Here is a 16,434-nt window from a genome sequence, read left to right as displayed (position 1 = left end):
CCTGATCCGCACCAGATAGCTGTCCTTGACCGCACCAGGCCGGCCAGCCCCGAGCACGGTACCCACCGGCGGAGCGGCGGGAGCGGCGACCGCGGGGAGCGACGCTCCCACCACAACCGACGCCGCCACCAGGCCTAACCCCACGATGCGAGCGACCAGTCCGCTACTCATCCGACGCCCTCCTCCACTCCATCCAAACCATGCAGGTGAGGCGATCGTCCGATCGGGGGAAGAGTTGAGGATTTCTTCAGGAGGCCGCGCAGACCCTGTTCGTCGTCGCCGTGCCCGGCCGGACAGGTGGGTTCCTGCGTGTCCGGCCGGGCACGCAGCAGGCACAGGCTGTAACCGGCGCCAGGGCTGACGCCGGTCCGCGGGTCACCCTGAGTCGCTGGCGCCGACCACGCCCGTGAAGACGGCGAACGTGATGACGTTGTCGCGGTAGCTGTTCGCGGCCTCGTCGAACGAGCCGCCGCACGTGATCAACCGCAGCTCCGGTTCCTTGGTGTCGCCGTACACCTGGTCGGCGGGGAAATCGGTCTTCGGCAGCTGTTCGGTGCGCTTGACCACGAACCGGGCGACCTGCTTGTCCTCGCGGCCGATCCGGATCTCGTCGCCCGGCTTGAGCTCGTGCAGGCGTGCGAAGATGCCGTCCTTGCCGCCGCCGTCGACGTGACCGAGCACCACCGACGGGCCGGTCTCGCCCGGGGTCGGGCTGTGCTCGTACCACCCGGCCTGCATCGGCCGGTCCACCGGCGGGACCTCCACCGTCCGGTCGGGGTTGAGGCCGAGCGGCACCAGCGACGAGCGCGCGCCGATGGCGGGTACGTCGATCGACACCGGGACCGACCGGGGCAACGTGCCCGGCTCGTCGGCCGGTGCCGGCGGTGATCCCGGTGACGCCGGCTGGGTCGGTTGTGATGGCGGCTGCGCGGCGGTGTCGGGTGCCGAGCAGCCGGTCAGGACGAGTACGACGAGGAACAGGGAGGCCGCGAACGAGCCGCGGCCTCCCCGTGCTCCCCGAGGTCCCGTTGTGCGGAACCGCAACATCAGCCCCGGGCCCTACCGCGCACCGGCACGGCGGCCGCGCAGCACCAGCACGGCTCCGCCTGCGGCCGCTACCGCCACGGCGCTACCGGTCACGGCCAGGCCGATGCCTGTCTCCTGCGGTCCGCCACCGGTCTCCGGCGCCCCCTCGGGCCGCACGGCCACCTGCGCACGTGGCGCCCCGGCGTCCGCCGCCCGAGCACGTGCCTGTGCCTGCGCGTCCGCCCCCGGAACACGGTCCCCCGGCTCGACCGACGGCGGTGCGGTCTCCGTCGGCTCCGCGGACGGGTCGGACGGCTGCTCCGCCACCGGTGACGACGGCTGCTCCGCCGCCGGCCCGGTCTCGTCGGCCAGTGCGGTCCCGGCGGTCAGCGGCAGCGCCACCGCCCACAGCACGGCTCCCGCGGCGCATGCTCGGCCCAGCTTCATGTATGTCCCTTCCTCGGCGTACGTCCGGCCGTTGCCGGACGACGACCAGTCTGGGGAACCGTTTTCAAGATCCTGTGTGCCAACTGTGAAGAACCTGTTCGGCTTTCCGCCCGCTTCGGGCAGTCACGAGATCCCGGGCGGGAGACCCCGCATAATGCGGGGGGTGTACGCACAAGTACTGGTCGCCGAGGACGATCCGAAGCAGGCCGAACTGATCCGGCGCTACCTGGTGCACGACAGTCACACGGTGATCGTCGTGCACGACGGGCGGGCCGCCATCGACGAGGCGCGGCGCAGAAAACCCGATCTCGTGGTTCTCGACGTGATGATGCCCAAGGTCGACGGGCTGGACGTGTGCCGGGTGCTGCGTGCCGAGTCGGACGTTCCGATCGTGTTGCTCACCGCGCGCACCACCGAGGACGACGTGCTGCTCGGCCTGGATCTCGGCGCGGACGACTACATCACCAAGCCCTACAGCCCACGACAGCTCGCAGCGCGCGTCCGCGCGGTGCTGCGCCGGTCCCGCCGGTCCGGCGGCCGTGGGCAGCCGGTGTTGTCGGCCGGCGACCTGGTGGTGGACCAGCAGCGCCACGAGGTCACGTTCGGCGGCGTCGCGCTGGAGTGCACGCCGGCGGAGTTCCGGTTGCTCGCGGTGCTTGTCGCCGAACCCGGCCGCACGTTCAGCCGAGGCCAGCTGCTCAACCAGGCGTTCGGCATGGACAAGTTCGTCACCGAGCGCACGATCGACGTGCACGTGATGAACCTGCGCCGCAAACTCGAACCCGACCCGCGCAACCCGGTGCACCTGCTCACCGTGTACGGGGTCGGCTACAAACTCCGCGACGTCGGCGCCGATGACCCGTCGGCATAGCCTGCTCACGCGACTGCTCGCGATGTCGGTGGTGGTGGCCGGCTGCTCGGTCGGCGCCTCGGCCTGGCTGGCCGCGCAGAGCACCAGCGGCGCGATCAACCAGGAGATCGGCGAGTCGCTGGCCACCGACGCCGAGATCTACGACCTGCTGCTCGGCCACGCCGCCACCCACGTGAACTGGTCGGGCGTGCGGGGTCTGGTGGACCGCATCGCGGAGCAAACCGGACGACACATCACAGTGACGACCTCGTCGGGAGCGCCGATCGCCGACTCCGGCGGCACACCGGACTCGCCGTTGCCGAGGACGCCGTCGGCGGTGGTCGATCCGCTGTCGGTCGATCCGGTGCTCAAACCCGACACCGAGGAGACGGGCATCGATGCACGGGCAGTCGGGCCCTACCGCCTGACCACCGCCGAACGCGATGCGCTGCGCCGGGAGGCACAGACGCAGCTGACCTGCATGCGCGAGCTCGGTCGCGACGGGGTGATCGTCGAGAAGCCCAACGGCCGCTCCGCGGTGGACGAGGTGACCGGCGCCGCCCGCGGCAGGACGACGCCGGAGCCAGAGACGCCGGTCGACCGGGCGCCGCCGGCGGCGGTGCGACCGTCCGAAGAAGCGGGTCAGCCTTCCGTCCACCCGGCCGACGAGGAGGACCGGCAGGCGGCCGAACGCGCCGGCTTCTGCCCGGAGCCCGCTGCCACGACCAAGACCGAGACCGCGGCGAGCACTGAGCTGCTGACGCTGGTCAACGCGTGCCTCGACCGGCAGGGCAAGGCGCCGCTGCCCACGCAGCCGACCGAGCTGGTTTCGCCGGACGATCTGCGCGCGGCGCCGGACGACCAGCGCTGTGTGGACTTCGCGCGCCGCGAACAGCTCGCGTCCCATGTGTCCGCACCCGCGTACCTCTACATCGGCAACCCGGGCGGGCAGGGGGACCGGTTCGATCTGTCCACGGTGGGCTACGCCAGGATCGCGTGGACCGCGCTGGCCGTGCTGGTGCTGACGGTCGGCGTGACCGCGCTCGCCGCCACCCGTCTCGTCCGGCCCATCCACGCGATCACCTCCGCGGCACGCAGGATGGGCGACGGCGAACGGTCCGCGCGGGTCGAGACCACCGCCCGCGGCGAGATCGGTGATCTGGCGACGGCGTTCAACCGGATGTCCGAGCAGATCGAGACCGCCGAGCGGCAGCGCAGGACCATGGTCAGCGATGTCGCGCACGAGCTGCGGACCCCGCTGGTGAACATTCGCGGCTGGCTGGAGGCCGCGCAGGACGGGATGGCGAACCTGGAGCCCGCGCTGGTGGCCTCGCTGGTGGAGGAAACGGTGCTGCTGCAACACATCATCGACGACCTGCAGGACCTCGCCCTCGCCGACGCGGGAAAGCTGCGGATGCATCCCGAACAGGTGTCCGTCAGGTCGATCCTGGCGCAGGTCACCGCGGCCCACCGGAGCCAGGCCGCCGTGGCGGGCGTCGAGCTGCGGGTCACGACCGTCGGCGAACCCACCCTGTCCGCCGACCCCACCCGGTTGCGCCAGGCGCTCGGAAACCTGGTGTCCAACGCACTACGCCACACCGGGGCCGGAGGCCGGGTGACCCTGTCGGCCCGCAACGGTTTCCGTGACGAGGTGCTCATCGAGGTCGCCGACACCGGCTCCGGGATCGACGCGGAGTCACTCCCGTACATCTTCGACCGCTTCTGGCGTGCCGACAGGTCGAGGAGCCGCACCTCCGGCGGCAGCGGGCTCGGCCTGGCGATCACCCATCACCTGGTCGCCGCCCACGGCGGCCGGATCGAGGTCCGCAGCACACCGGGCGTCGGCACCACGTTCACCATCCACCTGCCGGCGACGTGATCTCAGTGGACGGAACCGGAGAACCGCAGGTGCTCCGGATCGAGCGACCGGAGAAACGCCGTCGGCTCGACCAGTTGTGCGGCGGTCCGCGCCCCCGGTCCGTCGAACCGTCCCGTGAGGACCTCCACGGCGACGCCGACCAACAGTGGTGCGGTGACCGCGTAGATGTCCTGGCCGGACGCGGTGACCCGCCGTCGCTGGCCGTCGCGGGTCACGGTCACGTCCACCAGGAACGTCTGCGCCGATCGGCCGCGCTCGTCGACGGCGGCGGGCGCGGGCGTGGCGGGGTCGGCCAGGTCATCGAGGGGCCGGGCGTTCATGTGGACCGCGATCCTCCCCACGCGCAGGTGGTGGCCGATCGTGACCTGGTCGGCGGTGGACAGCTCGGTCAATGTCAGGTCGCGGAACTCGCGGGTGCCGGGCGTGCTGGGTGGCGGGACCAGCTCACCGCCCTCGTGGGCCAGGTGTCGGCCGGCGTTGCGGCTGATCGTGCGCCTGGTGCCCTCGGTGGGCAGCCAGCTGTCCAGCACGATCGCGATCTCGACGGCGTCTGCCGCCGGCCAGTCGCCCATCGCCGCGGTGGCCAGCAGGTCACCGAGCCCGCCGTAGAAGGACACCGACGGCGCGACGACCACCCCGGCCCTGGTGGCGGCCTCGTCGAGATCGGTCAACGTCCGGAGGGCCACCACCTGCTCGGCGCCGATGTCGAGGTAGTGGATGCCGGCCCGGATCGCGGCGGCGGCCACCATCGGTGCGGTGTCGGCGAACGGACCGGCGCAGTTGAGGACAGCGGCGGTGCCGGCCAGTGCGGCGTCCAGTGCGTCGGGGTCCTCGGCGGTAGCCACCCGGACGGTGTCGGGCGAGAGTCCTGCCTCGCTCGCGGCCTTCCTCAGCCGGTCGGCGTCGCGCCCGGACAGTACCGGGGTCAGGCCGTGCCGGCTTAGCTCAGCGAGTACGAACCGAGCGGTGTGTCCGTAACCGCCGAAGACGGCGACGGAGGTGTTCGATGTGGTCACCACCGCATGATCGTCCTGCCGATGGGCCTGGATCGAGTGGCCGATCCGACCGCCTTCGTACACTTTCGGACATGACGTCGGTGGCGCTGGTTCTCTACGACGGGACGATGCTGTTCGAGGCCGCGATGGCCGCGGAGGTCTTCGGCGTCGACCGGAGCGACATCGCCTCCCCGTGGTACGACCTGACGATCCGCGGCGACCGCCCGGACCGCCTCGGCGACTGGGTCTCGGTTCCGGCCGTCCCCGGGTACGACGGCCTGGAGGTCGCACACACCGTCGTGGTGCCGTCGTTGGCCGATGTCTCCCAGGAGCCGCCCGCCGAGGTGGTCGCGGCCGTGCGCGCCGCCCACGAGCGTGGCGCCCGGGTACTGGCCCTGTGCACCGGCGCGTTCGTCCTGGCCGCCGCCGGCCTGCTCGACGGCCGACGGGCCACCACCCACTGGGCGCACGCCGACCTGCTGGCCGCCCGACACCCGACGATCGACGTCGATCCCGACGTGCTCTACGTCGACGAGGGCTCGGTCCTCACCTCGGCGGGCAAGGCCGCGGCCATGGACCTGTGCCTGCACGTGGTCCGCGTCGACCACGGCACGGCCGCGGCCAACGCCCTGGCCAGGCGGCTGGTGGTGGCGCCGCACCGGGCGGGCGGCCAGGCCCAGTTCGTCACCGCACCGGTGCCGGAACCCGGCAACCCGCTGGACGAGGTGATGCACTGGGCCGTCGAGCACCTGCACGAGCCACTGACCGTGCGGGAGCTGGCCGACCGGGCAGGGGTGAGTACCCGAACGCTGGCGCGCCAGTTCGTCGCGGCCACCGGCTGGGCACCCCTGCGCTGGCTTTCCGCCCAGCGGGTGCGGCTGGCCCAGGAACTGCTGGAGACCACCGACGTCACCGTGGAGTCGGTGGCCGCGCGTACCGGGATGGGCAGCGCGGCCACTCTGCGACGCCACTTCCGGCAGGCTCTGGCCACCAGCCCGGACGCCTACCGCCGCACGTTCCAGGGGACCCGGTCGGCCGATACGCGTCCGATGTCGCCGTAGCGTTCGCCACGATGCCCGGTCAGGCGACGTACATGCCCTCCCAGGTCTCCCTGTCCACCCAGTCGTCGAACGGACACAGCGCTCTCTGCCCCTTGTAGACGACCTCGATCGACTGCAGGTGCCACCAGCTTCCGTCGTCCTCCTGCCAGATACGACACTGGGTCAGCGTTCCCACGTCCTCCCACTCGCGGTAGTGGATGTCGGTCTGCCCTCGTTCCCGATCATCCTTGTTCGGATCCGCGATGTCCCGCGCCGGCGTGCAACGGAGCGTGCCGCACAACCGAATTTGCACGGTACTGTCCGTTCCGGCGTCCTCCACGTCGCTCGTCGTGATCGCGATGCGATAGAGGACGGGCGCACGAGGCGTCACCGGCTCGGCGGCGAGCGGGGCAGCACCCGCGGTTGAAGCGCCGAGAAACAATGCCGCTCCGGCGAGGAGAGCCATGACGATGTTTCTTCCCATGACGGGAACACCATTCCTTTCTTGATTTCCGAAAAGGCCCTCGGCTTGGTCCGTCGGGCTCGGTCGAGAACGTTAGGTTCGCCCGCGGCGTCGACGCATCGGACGAATTACGCAGCCCGCCGAGTGGGTCGTTCTACCCACGCGCTGCCGGTAACCTGGTTGGCCCGTGCGGCTGGGGGTGAGCCTTGACTGTCGTCGGCGCGTTGGAACGGGGCCGGGACGCCTGCCGGCGTCGCGCGTGGGCGGATGCCTACGAACAGCTGTCGATCGCCGACGGCCAGGAGCCCGGGCTCGCGCCGGATGACCTGGAGCGGCTCGCGACCGCGGCGTACCTGACCGGGCGGGATGTGGTTGTGTACCGGACACGTGCCCACCAGGAGCTGGTGCGGCGGGGTGATCTGCCCGCAGCGGTGCGGTGCGCGTTCTGGCTGGCGTTCGTGTTGCTGAACCGCGGTGAGCTGGCGCACGGCGGTGGGTGGCTCACGCGAGCGAGACGGTTGATGCCACCGGACCTGGACTGCGTGGAACAGGGCTACCTGCTCCTGCCCGCGGCGCGGCAGCACGTGATGGGCGGCAACTGGGTCGAGGGTGGCGAGCTGTCGGAGAAGGTGGCGTCGATCGGCGAGCGGTGGGGCGACCTCGACCTCGTCGTGCTCGCCCGGTATGTCCAGGCCCGGGCGCTGATCCGGTTGGGGAGGGTCCCGGAGGGTGTCGCGCTGCTCGACGAACTGATGGTGGCCGTCCTGGCCGACGAGGTGTCCGAGGTCGTCGCCGGGACCACCTACTGTGCGGCTATCGAGGCCTGCCAGGAGACGTTCGACCTGCGTAGAGCTCGCGAATGGACTGCGGCGCTCACCCGCTGGTGCGCGGCCCGACCCGGTCTCGTGCCGTTCTCCAGCCAGTGCGAGGTGCAGCGGTCGGAAATCCTTCAGTTGCACGGCGCCTGGCCGGAGGCACTTGCCGCGGCCGGTGCGGCCGTCGAGCGGTTCACCGCGGAACCTGGCCACCCCGCGGCGGGTACCGCCTGTTACCAGGCCGGCGAGTTGCACCGCCTCACCGGGGAGTTGTCCGCCGCCGAGACGCAGTACCGGCGAGCCAACCGGTTGGGCCGACTCCCTCAACCAGGACTGGCGCTCCTCCGACTGGCCCAGGGACAACAGACCGCGGCGATGGCGGCGATCCGCGCAGCGCTTGACGACGAGCCGGACCCGGCGAACAGGTGCCGGCTGCTGCCGGCGTGCGTCGAGATCGCGATCGCCGCCCGCGACCTGCCGACGGCGCGAGCGGCGGCCGACGAACTGTCCGGATTCGCCGACCAGCTCGACTCCCCCGTGCTGTGCGCGGCCGCCAGCCACGCCCGGGGAGCCGTACTGCTCGCGGATGGTTCACCACGAGACGCGCTCAGCGAACTGCGCCGCGCGTGGACCGCCTGGCAGAACCTCGACGTGCCGTACGAGACAGCACGTGTGCGAGTCCTGATCGGCCTCGCCTGCCGCGCGTCGGGCGACGAGGACACGGCATCGATGGAACTCGACGCCGCTGAGTGGATCTTCCACCAGCTGGGCGCGGTCACCGCTCTCGCGCAACTCACCCGGCCACCGATCAACTGCCACGCCGCCCCAGCCGGCCTCACCAGCCGCGAGACGCAGGTCCTGCGCATGGTGGCGACCGGCAGAACCAACCGAGCCATCGCCACCGAACTGTTCCTCAGCGAGAAGACCGTCGCCCGACACCTCAGCAACATCTTCACGAAGCTGAACGTCACCACCCGCTCCGCCGCAACGCGTTGGGCTCACGAACGACACGTCATCGAATGAAACCGGCGCGGTGGTCACCAGTGGACTTCTTCGCGTGCCCCAGATCGGTGGACGCCGCACCCGGTAGCGCAGGTGAAGCACCCGGTCACCCTGGATCACGACGTCGGGTTCCTCCAACAGGTGCTGCGCCCGGACCGATCCGAAGTAGCGCTTGCCGGACCCGAACACACCGGCGCGACCCTAGCGCACCTCGTCGATCAGGCAGGCGGCAAGCCCCTGCCCGCCGACATCGCCGGCGGCGACTTCGACGATGCGTTGACCAGACGACGCACCGTCGACCAGCCACGCCACCATCGGTGCCGCGGCACCGATCCTGCTCCTCGTGCTGCGCATCGTGCAGGGCTTCTCCGCGGGCGGCGAATGGGGCGGCGCGGCGCTCATGGCCGTCGAACACGCCCCCACGCACAAACGCGGGCTGTTCGGCGCCTACCCCAGATCGGCGTCCCGATCGGACTGATCCTCGCGACCGGCATGCTCTGGCTGACGAGCACGCTCACCACCGAGGAGCAGTTCCTGTCCTGGGGCTGGCGCATCCCGTTCCTGTTCTCCGTGGTGATCATCGTCGGCGGCTACATCATCCGGCGCATCGTCGAGGAAAGCCCGGTCTTCCAGGAGATGCTCACCCGCAGGGCCTACTCCTCCGCCCCACTGCGCGACCTGTTCCGCTCCCACACCCGCAACGTCGTGCTCACCGCCCTGATCTTCGTGGCGAACAACGCGGCCGGCTACCGACGATCGCCCAGGCACTGCTCCAGTCCACTGGCACCGCCATCTCGGTCGGTGTCTACGTCATGGTGCTGTCGGTGGTGTCGCTGATCGCGGTGTCCCTGGTCCGCGACCCTCGCGGGGTGAACCTGCAGTCCTGAGGTACACAGGATGGCGGCACAGGGCGATCACCAGTGCCGCCACCCCAGCTCGTGCGTGGCCGCCCGGCGCGCGGCGGACCACCAACTTCGGTCATTCCCTGGTCGCGGTGCTCAACACGTCACGTATCGGACGCCGATCGGTGGCCATACCCACTGGGTGAACGCCTGGAGACACCTACCCCGCGGTGGCCGCGCGAGGATGAATCGCATCACCACGCTCGCGAACACCACGCAGCCGAGGGCCATCAACCAACCAGAGACAACCGACACGCACAGCGCACTCAGGCCGACGAGGCCGGCGCCGCTGGCGACCGTGTAGATGCGTTCTGTCGTCGCCCGATCGAACGTGAGGGCGAGCCCTGGCTCAACGGGTACGGGTACGGGTGCGGGCGCGGCCACCGCCACGCGGTCGGCTTCGGTCGTGGGCGCGGCGGCCGCCTGCCCGGCCGTGCCCATCGCGGCGGTCGCAACGACGGTCAATACCACACATAGTCTGCGCAACATGTCGGACATGGTCACGCCACCCGCACCGGCTGTCCAATCGGGACAGGGCGGTCAGCGGACGCCGATCCCGCCTCCCTGCCCGGGTTCGTCGGACCCCGGTGAGTCGAACAGGTGCTTGATCCGGCGCGGCAACACCAAGGTCCACCGCCGATTTTCCTACCACTGTCACTTGCGTTGTGGACCATCTAGGGCCGTGCTGCCGCCCTCGAGCGCCGCGGTGTGGTCATACACGATCGTGGACACTCATCGCCCCGCGAGAAAGCATTCCGTGGGCCACACCCGTAGGGGTTCTCGAGCGCGAGGACCCCAACCAGACCACCGCGAAGAACACGACGCCGTACCCCATCATCCGCACCAACTGCGCACTCTCCCCTCGCAGGGTGGTGAGCACCGCGGTCAGCAGCAGAACGCTGAGGTAGGTCGTCCATTCCGAGCGGCCCGCCTGGTTCACCGTCCACCGCACCAGTAGCCCCAGCGCGACGAACACCACGGGAACCCCGAGCGTCCCGAAGTTCAGGTACGCCTCGGCGGTCAACGAGAATCCGTATCCACCGGACGAACCCGCCGCATAGAGATTCACCAGCCACGTCTGTAGCAGCTCACCACGCGGGTTCAACGCTTCCAGGTAACTCTCCCCGAACCGGTACGGCCAGAAGTCCGGCACGACGAGCCGGACGAAGGTGTCGACGAAAGGGATCGACCCCTGGTTGAGCGCCTGCGCCAACCCGAACGTGAGGTTCTCACGCAGCGCTGCCAGGAACGCGGCCAGAGCGACGCTGGCCACCCCCAGCACGACCAGGCGACGCGAGCGCATCGACGGGTCGAACACCTGTACGTGCACGAGTACCGCCAACCCGACGAACAGGAAGTCGCGCTCGGTGGTGACCAGGCAGTAGGCCACGTAGGCGGCCGCGTTCAGCCAGTACAGCGCCCGGTAGAAAGCCGTCCGCCGAGCCACGAAGTACAGGGCGACGGCGAAGGTCTCGGCGAGCAGGTACGGGTAGTGCCAGCGGCCGGCCAGCTCGATGCGGGTCAGCTTGTCCGCTCCCAGCATCGCAGGTCCCAGGGTGAGGATGCGCACCGCGGCGTAACCGGCGAGTCCGGCCAGGATGATCGGCAGTAGCTCGTAGGTCCGGGGGGACGTCGCCGGCACCCGCACCTGCCGTTGCGGTTGGAGCAGATCGGCGAACGCCAACCCGACCAGGGCCAGCAGGAAGCCGGTCGACGCCGCGGGCAGGTGGGCAATCACGATGCCGCCGTACGTGGACTCGCCCAAGATCAGGTTGACGAGTGGGCCGTACGCCATGAACGCGAACACGACGCCAACACCCAGCAGAACGTTGCGAGTGCCGCCACGCCTGAACATCCAACCCAACATCACCAGGGAGCCGGCGAGGTTCAACACGAGCGCCCACCACATCCCTGTCACCACCGGATCGTCGGACCGGCGTGGCCCGCTGTCGACCGCAGTCACTCCATCGGGTGTTGGACCACCGGACGCTGCGGATCCGGCTCGCCGAGCACGGCAAGCTCGCCGAGCTGACACCCTCTACATCCGACCGCGCTCGCGCCACTCCCACTGCGCGAGCGGCCTCACCGTGACCAGAGGCACCACCGACGACGCGCCCGCCAAAGCAATACCCGCCAGGTCGCGCCGGTCTCCTGGCACCCGACCGCAGTCAGCTCCTCCTGCGCCCCAACCCACGCCGCGACCGTGCGCAGCGCATCCACGAACCGCCGGCCTCCATGATCACCGCGTCCTCCCCCAGCCTCGCCCACCGCTCCAACTGCTCCTCCGCCGCCGGGTCGACCGGTCCCCCACCGTCTACGCCGACCCGAGTTCGTCGCCAACCTGACCGAGCCGGTCATCGCCGTGCGGTAGCTGTTCGACTGGTGGCCGGCCGAGCACCGCCCCCTTGTCCGTGTAAGAAGGACTGGGTGTACGGACATGTTCGGCTGCGAGCTGTCCCTGGATCTTCCTGGCCCGTAGAACGGCGCGCCGGACAGGGTCCATCCCGTGTCGGTGTTTCCGGCGTCACAAGTGAATTCTTCCCAGACGTTGCGCCAGAGCCGAATCATCGCCCGGTACTTCAGTGGTGCGGTCGATCACGGTCCCTTCGGCGCCCTGGCGCCAGCGGCACGAACCCGTCCAGAGCGTGAGCGCGGATCTCCTCAGCCGTGTCACCGTCAGCTACCGGCCGCCTGTCGAACGACCGTGGGGCACTCCACCACCACGTCGGCAGAGGCGACTGTCGCCCCCAGGTCGTCGAGAACCTGAATCGAGAACTTCCCGTTGGGGATGCCGTGGAACGCGACCCGTTCAGCGGTCTTTGCCGGCAGGTGCACTGCCTGTGCCTCCTGCGCATCGCCCCCGAACAGTCTGACCTCGTAGGACAGTTCCACCCTGTTGGGATTGTGGAGCCTGAGGGAGACCGTTGCGCTCTCGGGGTAGCAGGCACACCGCACCTGATTGATCTTCGGGGGCTTGTTCTGCACCAAAACCTGCTCGGTTGTCACTGGAGCAGTTAGGGTGACCGCTGAAATAGTTGTACCGGGGACGAGAAGCGAACCTGCGACCGTCATCGCCAACAGGCTGGCGACAATTAATTGGTTCATGTCGTTTCCTTTGAATTAGTTCTACTTGGGACGGGTTTCAGCAAGACGGCGCGTGTACGCCCCGCAACCCAGCATCGGTTCCCCGGCCAGAAACCGGGTCACAGCACTAGGAGGTTGTCCAGTGATGGGCGACGTCGACCACGATCCGGTCCGGCAGGGTGAACACTCGGAACGGCAGTCGGGCTCGGACTCCCAGGCCTACCGACGTGGTGCCGTGGTGTGTGCCGGCCCAGGCGACCTGGCGGAAGGTCTGGAAGCCGGTCACGTTGACCAGTTCGGCCGGGTCGTCGAACACGTACGTGGGCTCGTAGTTATCGTCGAGTCCGAACGCGTGTACCGAGACCTGCAGCCGTGCACCGCCGCGCACCGGGACCACGTCACCGGTCGCCTCCGCCGACACCTGGTTCACGTAGGACACCCAGTAGCCGTTGGCCGACCCTCGGAGGTCGAAGACCAACCGGTCGAAACACGGCTGCCGCCCCGCCCGCAGCCCGACCATGTACCCCGTCACGGTCGGGTGGGCGGACTTCACCCCTGACCCCCAGGTAATCGCGCAGGATTCCACCGACGCGGCGGCCGGGGCCGGAGCCAGCCCGACCAGGACCACCAACGTCGTCAACGACAAACCAATTTTGCGAAACATCCCTGTTTCCCCCGTTTCGGAACAGCGAGCCGAAGATGGACTCAATTACTAGGACGTGCAGAAAGTCCAGGAAGTTTCGAGAGGAACCCGATCGGGGCAAGGATCGTGCTCGCGGAGCCCATCACTGCTATTATGGTTCGACTCGGCACAATAACGCCGCCAGCGACAACCCTACCGGGTCTGCAACGAGGTCGCTTTCGCCAACCGTGCGGCGTCGCTTCCGAATTGGTCAGCAAGCGGCCCGTGCCACCACCGCCGTGGAGCGACGCCCGAGCACGAACGCGGAACGGCCGCGCTCCACATGGAGGCGCGGCCGTTGGGATCGACGCGGGTAACGAGGAGGCTCTCGGCGAGGGAACCGAGTCCACGGACTGGTCCGTCCAGCGTGCGGCCGGGGCTGCCGTCGCCGTACCAGTCCCCCGTCAGCTGCCCGCCACCGCTCCCGTACTCGATTCTTCTGGGCCGGGCGTCGCTGCGCGTTACACGTGACGGCCTGGTTGGGCGGCAGCGTGTTGCCCTTGGTGACCACCTCGACCTGCCACCTCTCGTGCGGCACCCACCCACAGCCGAGCTGAGGACGAAGTCGACTCCCGCCGGGTCCGGCACAGGGCGCGCCCGCCGTGGCGTGCAGGCGGCCCAGCCGCTCCAGTTCGTCTAACGATCGACCCAGGTGCGCTCCGGCTCCTCGTGACGGCGGCCGACAGCAGGGTGGTCCCGATTCTGGCGAACAGTCCTCGAGCGCCGCGGGCCGACTCGTGCCCCAGGGCCATGCCGCCGGCGGGTGCGATCGAGGAGTTGCTGGCGACAGCCACCGCACTGAGCGCAGCGGGATGACCGGTTGGGTCCGGCGAGCGTGGTCTGGTCCGGTCGCACTGGCGAAGCTGGATTGAACGTGGGTCGTGACCGTGCTCAGGGTTCGACGTTCCACTGGAATGCGTCGAGGAGTGTTGCCGCAGCCTTCGGCCGTTCTTCCGAAGCGCAGGGCACCCTCCCGCCCTCCCGGCACGGGTACTTCAGTCCATGGCGCGGGTGTCGCGCGGAGCGAGGAACGGTCCCTTCGTCTCGGGGTGCCCCCGGGCGATCTCCCGGCCTCTGGTCAGTTCGGCGTCGAACTTCGCGCCGAGCAGGACCGCGAGGTTGGAGATCCATAGCCAGACCAGGAACACCACCACACCGGCGAGCGAACCGTAGATGTTGTCGTAATTCCCGAAGTTGCCCACATAGAAGGCGAAGCCGGCGGAGGCGAGCACCCACAGCAGCACGGCGAGTACGCTGCCGGGGGTGAGCCAACGGAACCCGGGCTGACGCACATTGGGGGCGGCCCAGTACAGCATGGCGATCACCAGGCTGATCAGAAACGCGAGCATCGGCCACTTGGCGATGTCCCACACCAGCACGCCGGTGGAGGCCAGGCCGAGCAACCGGCCGAGCCGTTCGGCGATGGCTCCGGTCACGACCACGCCGAACGCGCACACACTGAGCAGGGTCACCGTCACCAGCGTCAGCGCGACCCGCAGCGGCAGTGTCTTCCAGACCGGTCGGCCCTCCGCCATCTCATAGATCGCGTTGGTCGCACGAATGAACCCACCGATGTATGCCGACGCCGCCCAGAGCGCGCCGAGAAGTCCGACGATCGCCAGCGGGCCCGCGACCGCGCCTGCTTCCTCGAGCTGTCGCAAAATGTTGATCATGACCTCTCGGGCCTGACCGGACGGCAGGTCACGTGCGTTCTCGATCAAGGGCTGGGTCGCTGACTGGCCCACGAGTCCTACCGCGGCGACCAGCACGACGATCGCAGGAAAGATCGAGAGCACGCTGTAGTACGTCAGCGCCGCCGCCCAGTCGAACAGCTCATCCTCCAGGAACGTCCGGACAGTCCGCCTGAAGGCAGCTCGCCAAGCACGCTTCGGCAGGTCAACGAGACCTTCTACCGCAGAATCGCCGCGACGCTCCGCCACTGACATCCTCCTCCGGACCCTCGCCGGTCCGGCAACACCGCGTGGCCCGAGGTCGGCACCACACCGGGGCCGACGTCAGGCTCGTCATCACGCACGGCATTCCTGACGCGGAGCCGACCCCTTTCAGTACGCGACGCACAACTCCTGGCCTGCGATCGGGTTACCGGCGGAGAGACTTGCGTCGGACCGCGCCGATCGCCGCCGTCGCTACGAACAGGACGACTCCGATGAGACCGAGCCACAGCAGTCCCTTGATGGCGAACCCGACCACCGACAGGATGAGCCAGGCGGCGAGAAGGACGATGACGAGAACGAGCATGGTGTCTCCGACGGTTGCATTGAGACGGATGGAATTGATGTGTCAGGCAGCGTGGATCGCGGCTGGGGGTGTGTCAGGACATGGTGGTCTTGGCCGTGGGAGCTGCCGGCTTGCTTTCCCAGCGGCTGGCACAGCGCTCGTCAGCCGCGAGCCCATCATGTGCCCGGACTCGCGGTACCGACTTCGGGTCGGGCGCCACTGCTGGTAAGTATATCCTTGACCGTGGCGGTGCTGTCCTGGTCGCCGGCGGCACGCAGCGCCGCCCGCGCGACGGGGTCGGGCGTGGTCGGGAGCACCACGAGCAACGTCACCCGCAGGGAGTTCACGCCGACAGCGGTGACCGTGTGCGGGTTCATGGTATGGAATCCTTCGCACCGCACAATTCGGTCATCCACGGTGAGCTTCCGGTGTACCGGCTCCCAGAAATCGAGGTTGTAGGCCACGCGATCGACCTGCCCGACCACGCCGTGGAGCGCCCTGACCAGAGCGGGAAACTCGACCGAGGGATCGGTGGACCGAGGCCACCACCCACCGTCCAGGTAACCGGTCGCGGCCCCCGCTGACTTCATCTCGATGCGCGGCTCGTCGCCAGTCGCGAGCGTTCTCTGACTACGGCTTTCGGATTGCGTGATAACCATGTCGGTGCTCCTTTAGTTTGCTCGTAAAGCGTTCCACGACGAGTGCGATGCACAGACCGCGCTTGGCCTTGAACGCCGCGAGGCCGATGTCGACCCAGCCGAGCCCTCAACGCCGCGCGAAGGGCACAGTCGCGACCAGCGCGAGCACCCGCCGGCAGGACAGTCGCGGCTCAAACTCTGGCCAGTTCGGAATGTCCTTGGCGCACGATTGTCACGTTCTGTCACATCTCAGTCGGGTTCCCGGCGCGGACGATGCCCGGCGGTCACCGCGCATGCCCACGGCGATCAGTGGGTGAGGTTGGGCGGATGGGTTCCTTCAGCGGCAGCTCGGTCGAGATCGGCCATGCGCAAG

15 protein-coding genes and 2 pseudogenes are annotated in these 16,434 nt (G+C 69.1%); 5 read left to right on the top strand and 12 right to left on the bottom strand.

Going from position 1 to position 16,434, the window contains the following annotated elements; translation table 11 throughout:
• Positions 1-375: 375 nt before the first annotated feature.
• Together BU204_RS36320 and BU204_RS36315 are read right to left on the bottom strand one after the other, a co-directional pair.
• On the bottom strand, positions 376-1,047 hold the full coding sequence (locus BU204_RS36320; RefSeq protein WP_075130332.1) for a class F sortase: 672 nt from the start codon (positions 1,045-1,047) through the stop codon (positions 376-378).
• Positions 1,048-1,059: 12 nt separating this feature from the next.
• A complete protein-coding gene (locus BU204_RS36315; protein WP_075130331.1) occupies positions 1,060-1,473 on the bottom strand; it encodes a hypothetical protein in 414 nt (137 codons plus the stop codon).
• 163 nt (positions 1,474-1,636) lie between these two features.
• On the opposite strand from BU204_RS36315, the gene BU204_RS36310 reads away from it, so the two are divergent.
• Positions 1,637-2,344 carry a response regulator transcription factor gene (locus tag BU204_RS36310; protein ID WP_143230010.1) on the top strand — a complete coding sequence of 236 codons (708 nt, stop codon included), beginning with the start codon at positions 1,637-1,639 and terminating at the stop codon, positions 2,342-2,344.
• Positions 2,328-4,202: a sensor histidine kinase gene (locus BU204_RS36305; protein WP_075130329.1), complete on the top strand. Its 1,875-nt coding sequence runs from the start codon at positions 2,328-2,330 to the stop codon at positions 4,200-4,202. Before BU204_RS36310 ends, BU204_RS36305 begins: the two co-directional genes overlap by 17 nt.
• 2 nt (positions 4,203-4,204) lie before the next feature.
• On the opposite strand, the gene BU204_RS36300 is transcribed toward BU204_RS36305, so the two are convergent.
• Positions 4,205-5,218, bottom strand: coding sequence for a saccharopine dehydrogenase family protein (locus tag BU204_RS36300; RefSeq protein WP_083661951.1), 1,014 nt, complete (start codon positions 5,216-5,218; stop codon positions 4,205-4,207).
• A 71-nt stretch (positions 5,219-5,289) separates the two neighbouring features.
• On the opposite strand from BU204_RS36300, the gene BU204_RS36295 reads away from it, so the two are divergent.
• Positions 5,290-6,258 (top strand): helix-turn-helix domain-containing protein, encoded by a 969-nt coding sequence (locus BU204_RS36295; protein WP_075130328.1) that lies wholly within the window; start codon positions 5,290-5,292, stop codon positions 6,256-6,258.
• Positions 6,259-6,277: 19 nt separating this feature from the next.
• Here BU204_RS36295 and BU204_RS36290 read toward each other — a convergent pair whose 3' ends face one another.
• Positions 6,278-6,721: a PLAT/LH2 domain-containing protein gene (locus tag BU204_RS36290; RefSeq protein ID WP_083661950.1), complete on the bottom strand. Its 444-nt coding sequence runs from the start codon at positions 6,719-6,721 to the stop codon at positions 6,278-6,280.
• A gap of 185 nt (positions 6,722-6,906) precedes the next feature.
• Between BU204_RS36290 and BU204_RS36285 the strand changes: the two genes are divergently transcribed.
• Positions 6,907-8,538, top strand: a complete 1,632-nt coding sequence (locus tag BU204_RS36285) for a helix-turn-helix transcriptional regulator (protein WP_075130326.1) — start codon at positions 6,907-6,909, stop codon at positions 8,536-8,538.
• 51 nt (positions 8,539-8,589) lie between these two features.
• On the opposite strand, the pseudogene BU204_RS36280 reads toward BU204_RS36285, so the two are convergent.
• A pseudogene (locus BU204_RS36280) lies at positions 8,590-8,802 on the bottom strand (dihydrofolate reductase); the annotation flags it as partial.
• Positions 8,803-8,830: 28 nt separating this feature from the next.
• Here BU204_RS36280 and BU204_RS36275 point away from each other — a divergent pair.
• Positions 8,831-9,267, top strand: a pseudogene (locus tag BU204_RS36275) (MFS transporter); the annotation flags it as partial.
• A 248-nt stretch (positions 9,268-9,515) separates the two neighbouring features.
• Here BU204_RS36275 and BU204_RS36270 read toward each other — a convergent pair.
• From BU204_RS36270 to BU204_RS36245, 7 genes are all read right to left on the bottom strand, one after another.
• Complete coding sequence (locus tag BU204_RS36270) at positions 9,516-9,923, bottom strand: hypothetical protein (RefSeq protein WP_075130325.1); 408 nt, start codon at positions 9,921-9,923, stop codon at positions 9,516-9,518.
• A gap of 208 nt (positions 9,924-10,131) precedes the next feature.
• Complete coding sequence (wzy, locus tag BU204_RS36265) at positions 10,132-11,328, bottom strand: O-antigen polysaccharide polymerase Wzy (protein ID WP_075130324.1); 1,197 nt, start codon at positions 11,326-11,328, stop codon at positions 10,132-10,134.
• A gap of 767 nt (positions 11,329-12,095) precedes the next feature.
• Positions 12,096-12,491 (bottom strand): hypothetical protein, encoded by a 396-nt coding sequence (locus BU204_RS36260; protein ID WP_143230008.1) that lies wholly within the window; start codon positions 12,489-12,491, stop codon positions 12,096-12,098.
• A gap of 139 nt (positions 12,492-12,630) precedes the next feature.
• Entirely contained in the window at positions 12,631-13,143 is a 513-nt protein-coding gene (locus BU204_RS36255; protein WP_233161029.1) for an AMIN-like domain-containing (lipo)protein, read from the bottom strand.
• Between the two features lie 1,037 nt (positions 13,144-14,180).
• A complete protein-coding gene (locus BU204_RS36250; protein WP_075130321.1) occupies positions 14,181-15,131 on the bottom strand; it encodes a YihY/virulence factor BrkB family protein in 951 nt (316 codons plus the stop codon).
• Positions 15,132-15,285: 154 nt separating this feature from the next.
• A complete protein-coding gene (locus tag BU204_RS40995) occupies positions 15,286-15,444 on the bottom strand; it encodes a hypothetical protein (RefSeq protein WP_198943109.1) in 159 nt (52 codons plus the stop codon).
• A gap of 155 nt (positions 15,445-15,599) precedes the next feature.
• Positions 15,600-16,082 (bottom strand): DUF5994 family protein, encoded by a 483-nt coding sequence (locus tag BU204_RS36245; RefSeq protein WP_075130320.1) that lies wholly within the window; start codon positions 16,080-16,082, stop codon positions 15,600-15,602.
• Between the last annotated feature and the right edge of the window lie 352 nt (positions 16,083-16,434).

This window comes from Actinophytocola xanthii, from assembly GCF_001921205.1.
GTDB lineage: Bacteria > Actinomycetota > Actinomycetes > Mycobacteriales > Pseudonocardiaceae > Actinophytocola > Actinophytocola xanthii.
This window is presented reverse-complemented; position numbering and strand designations above follow the sequence as displayed.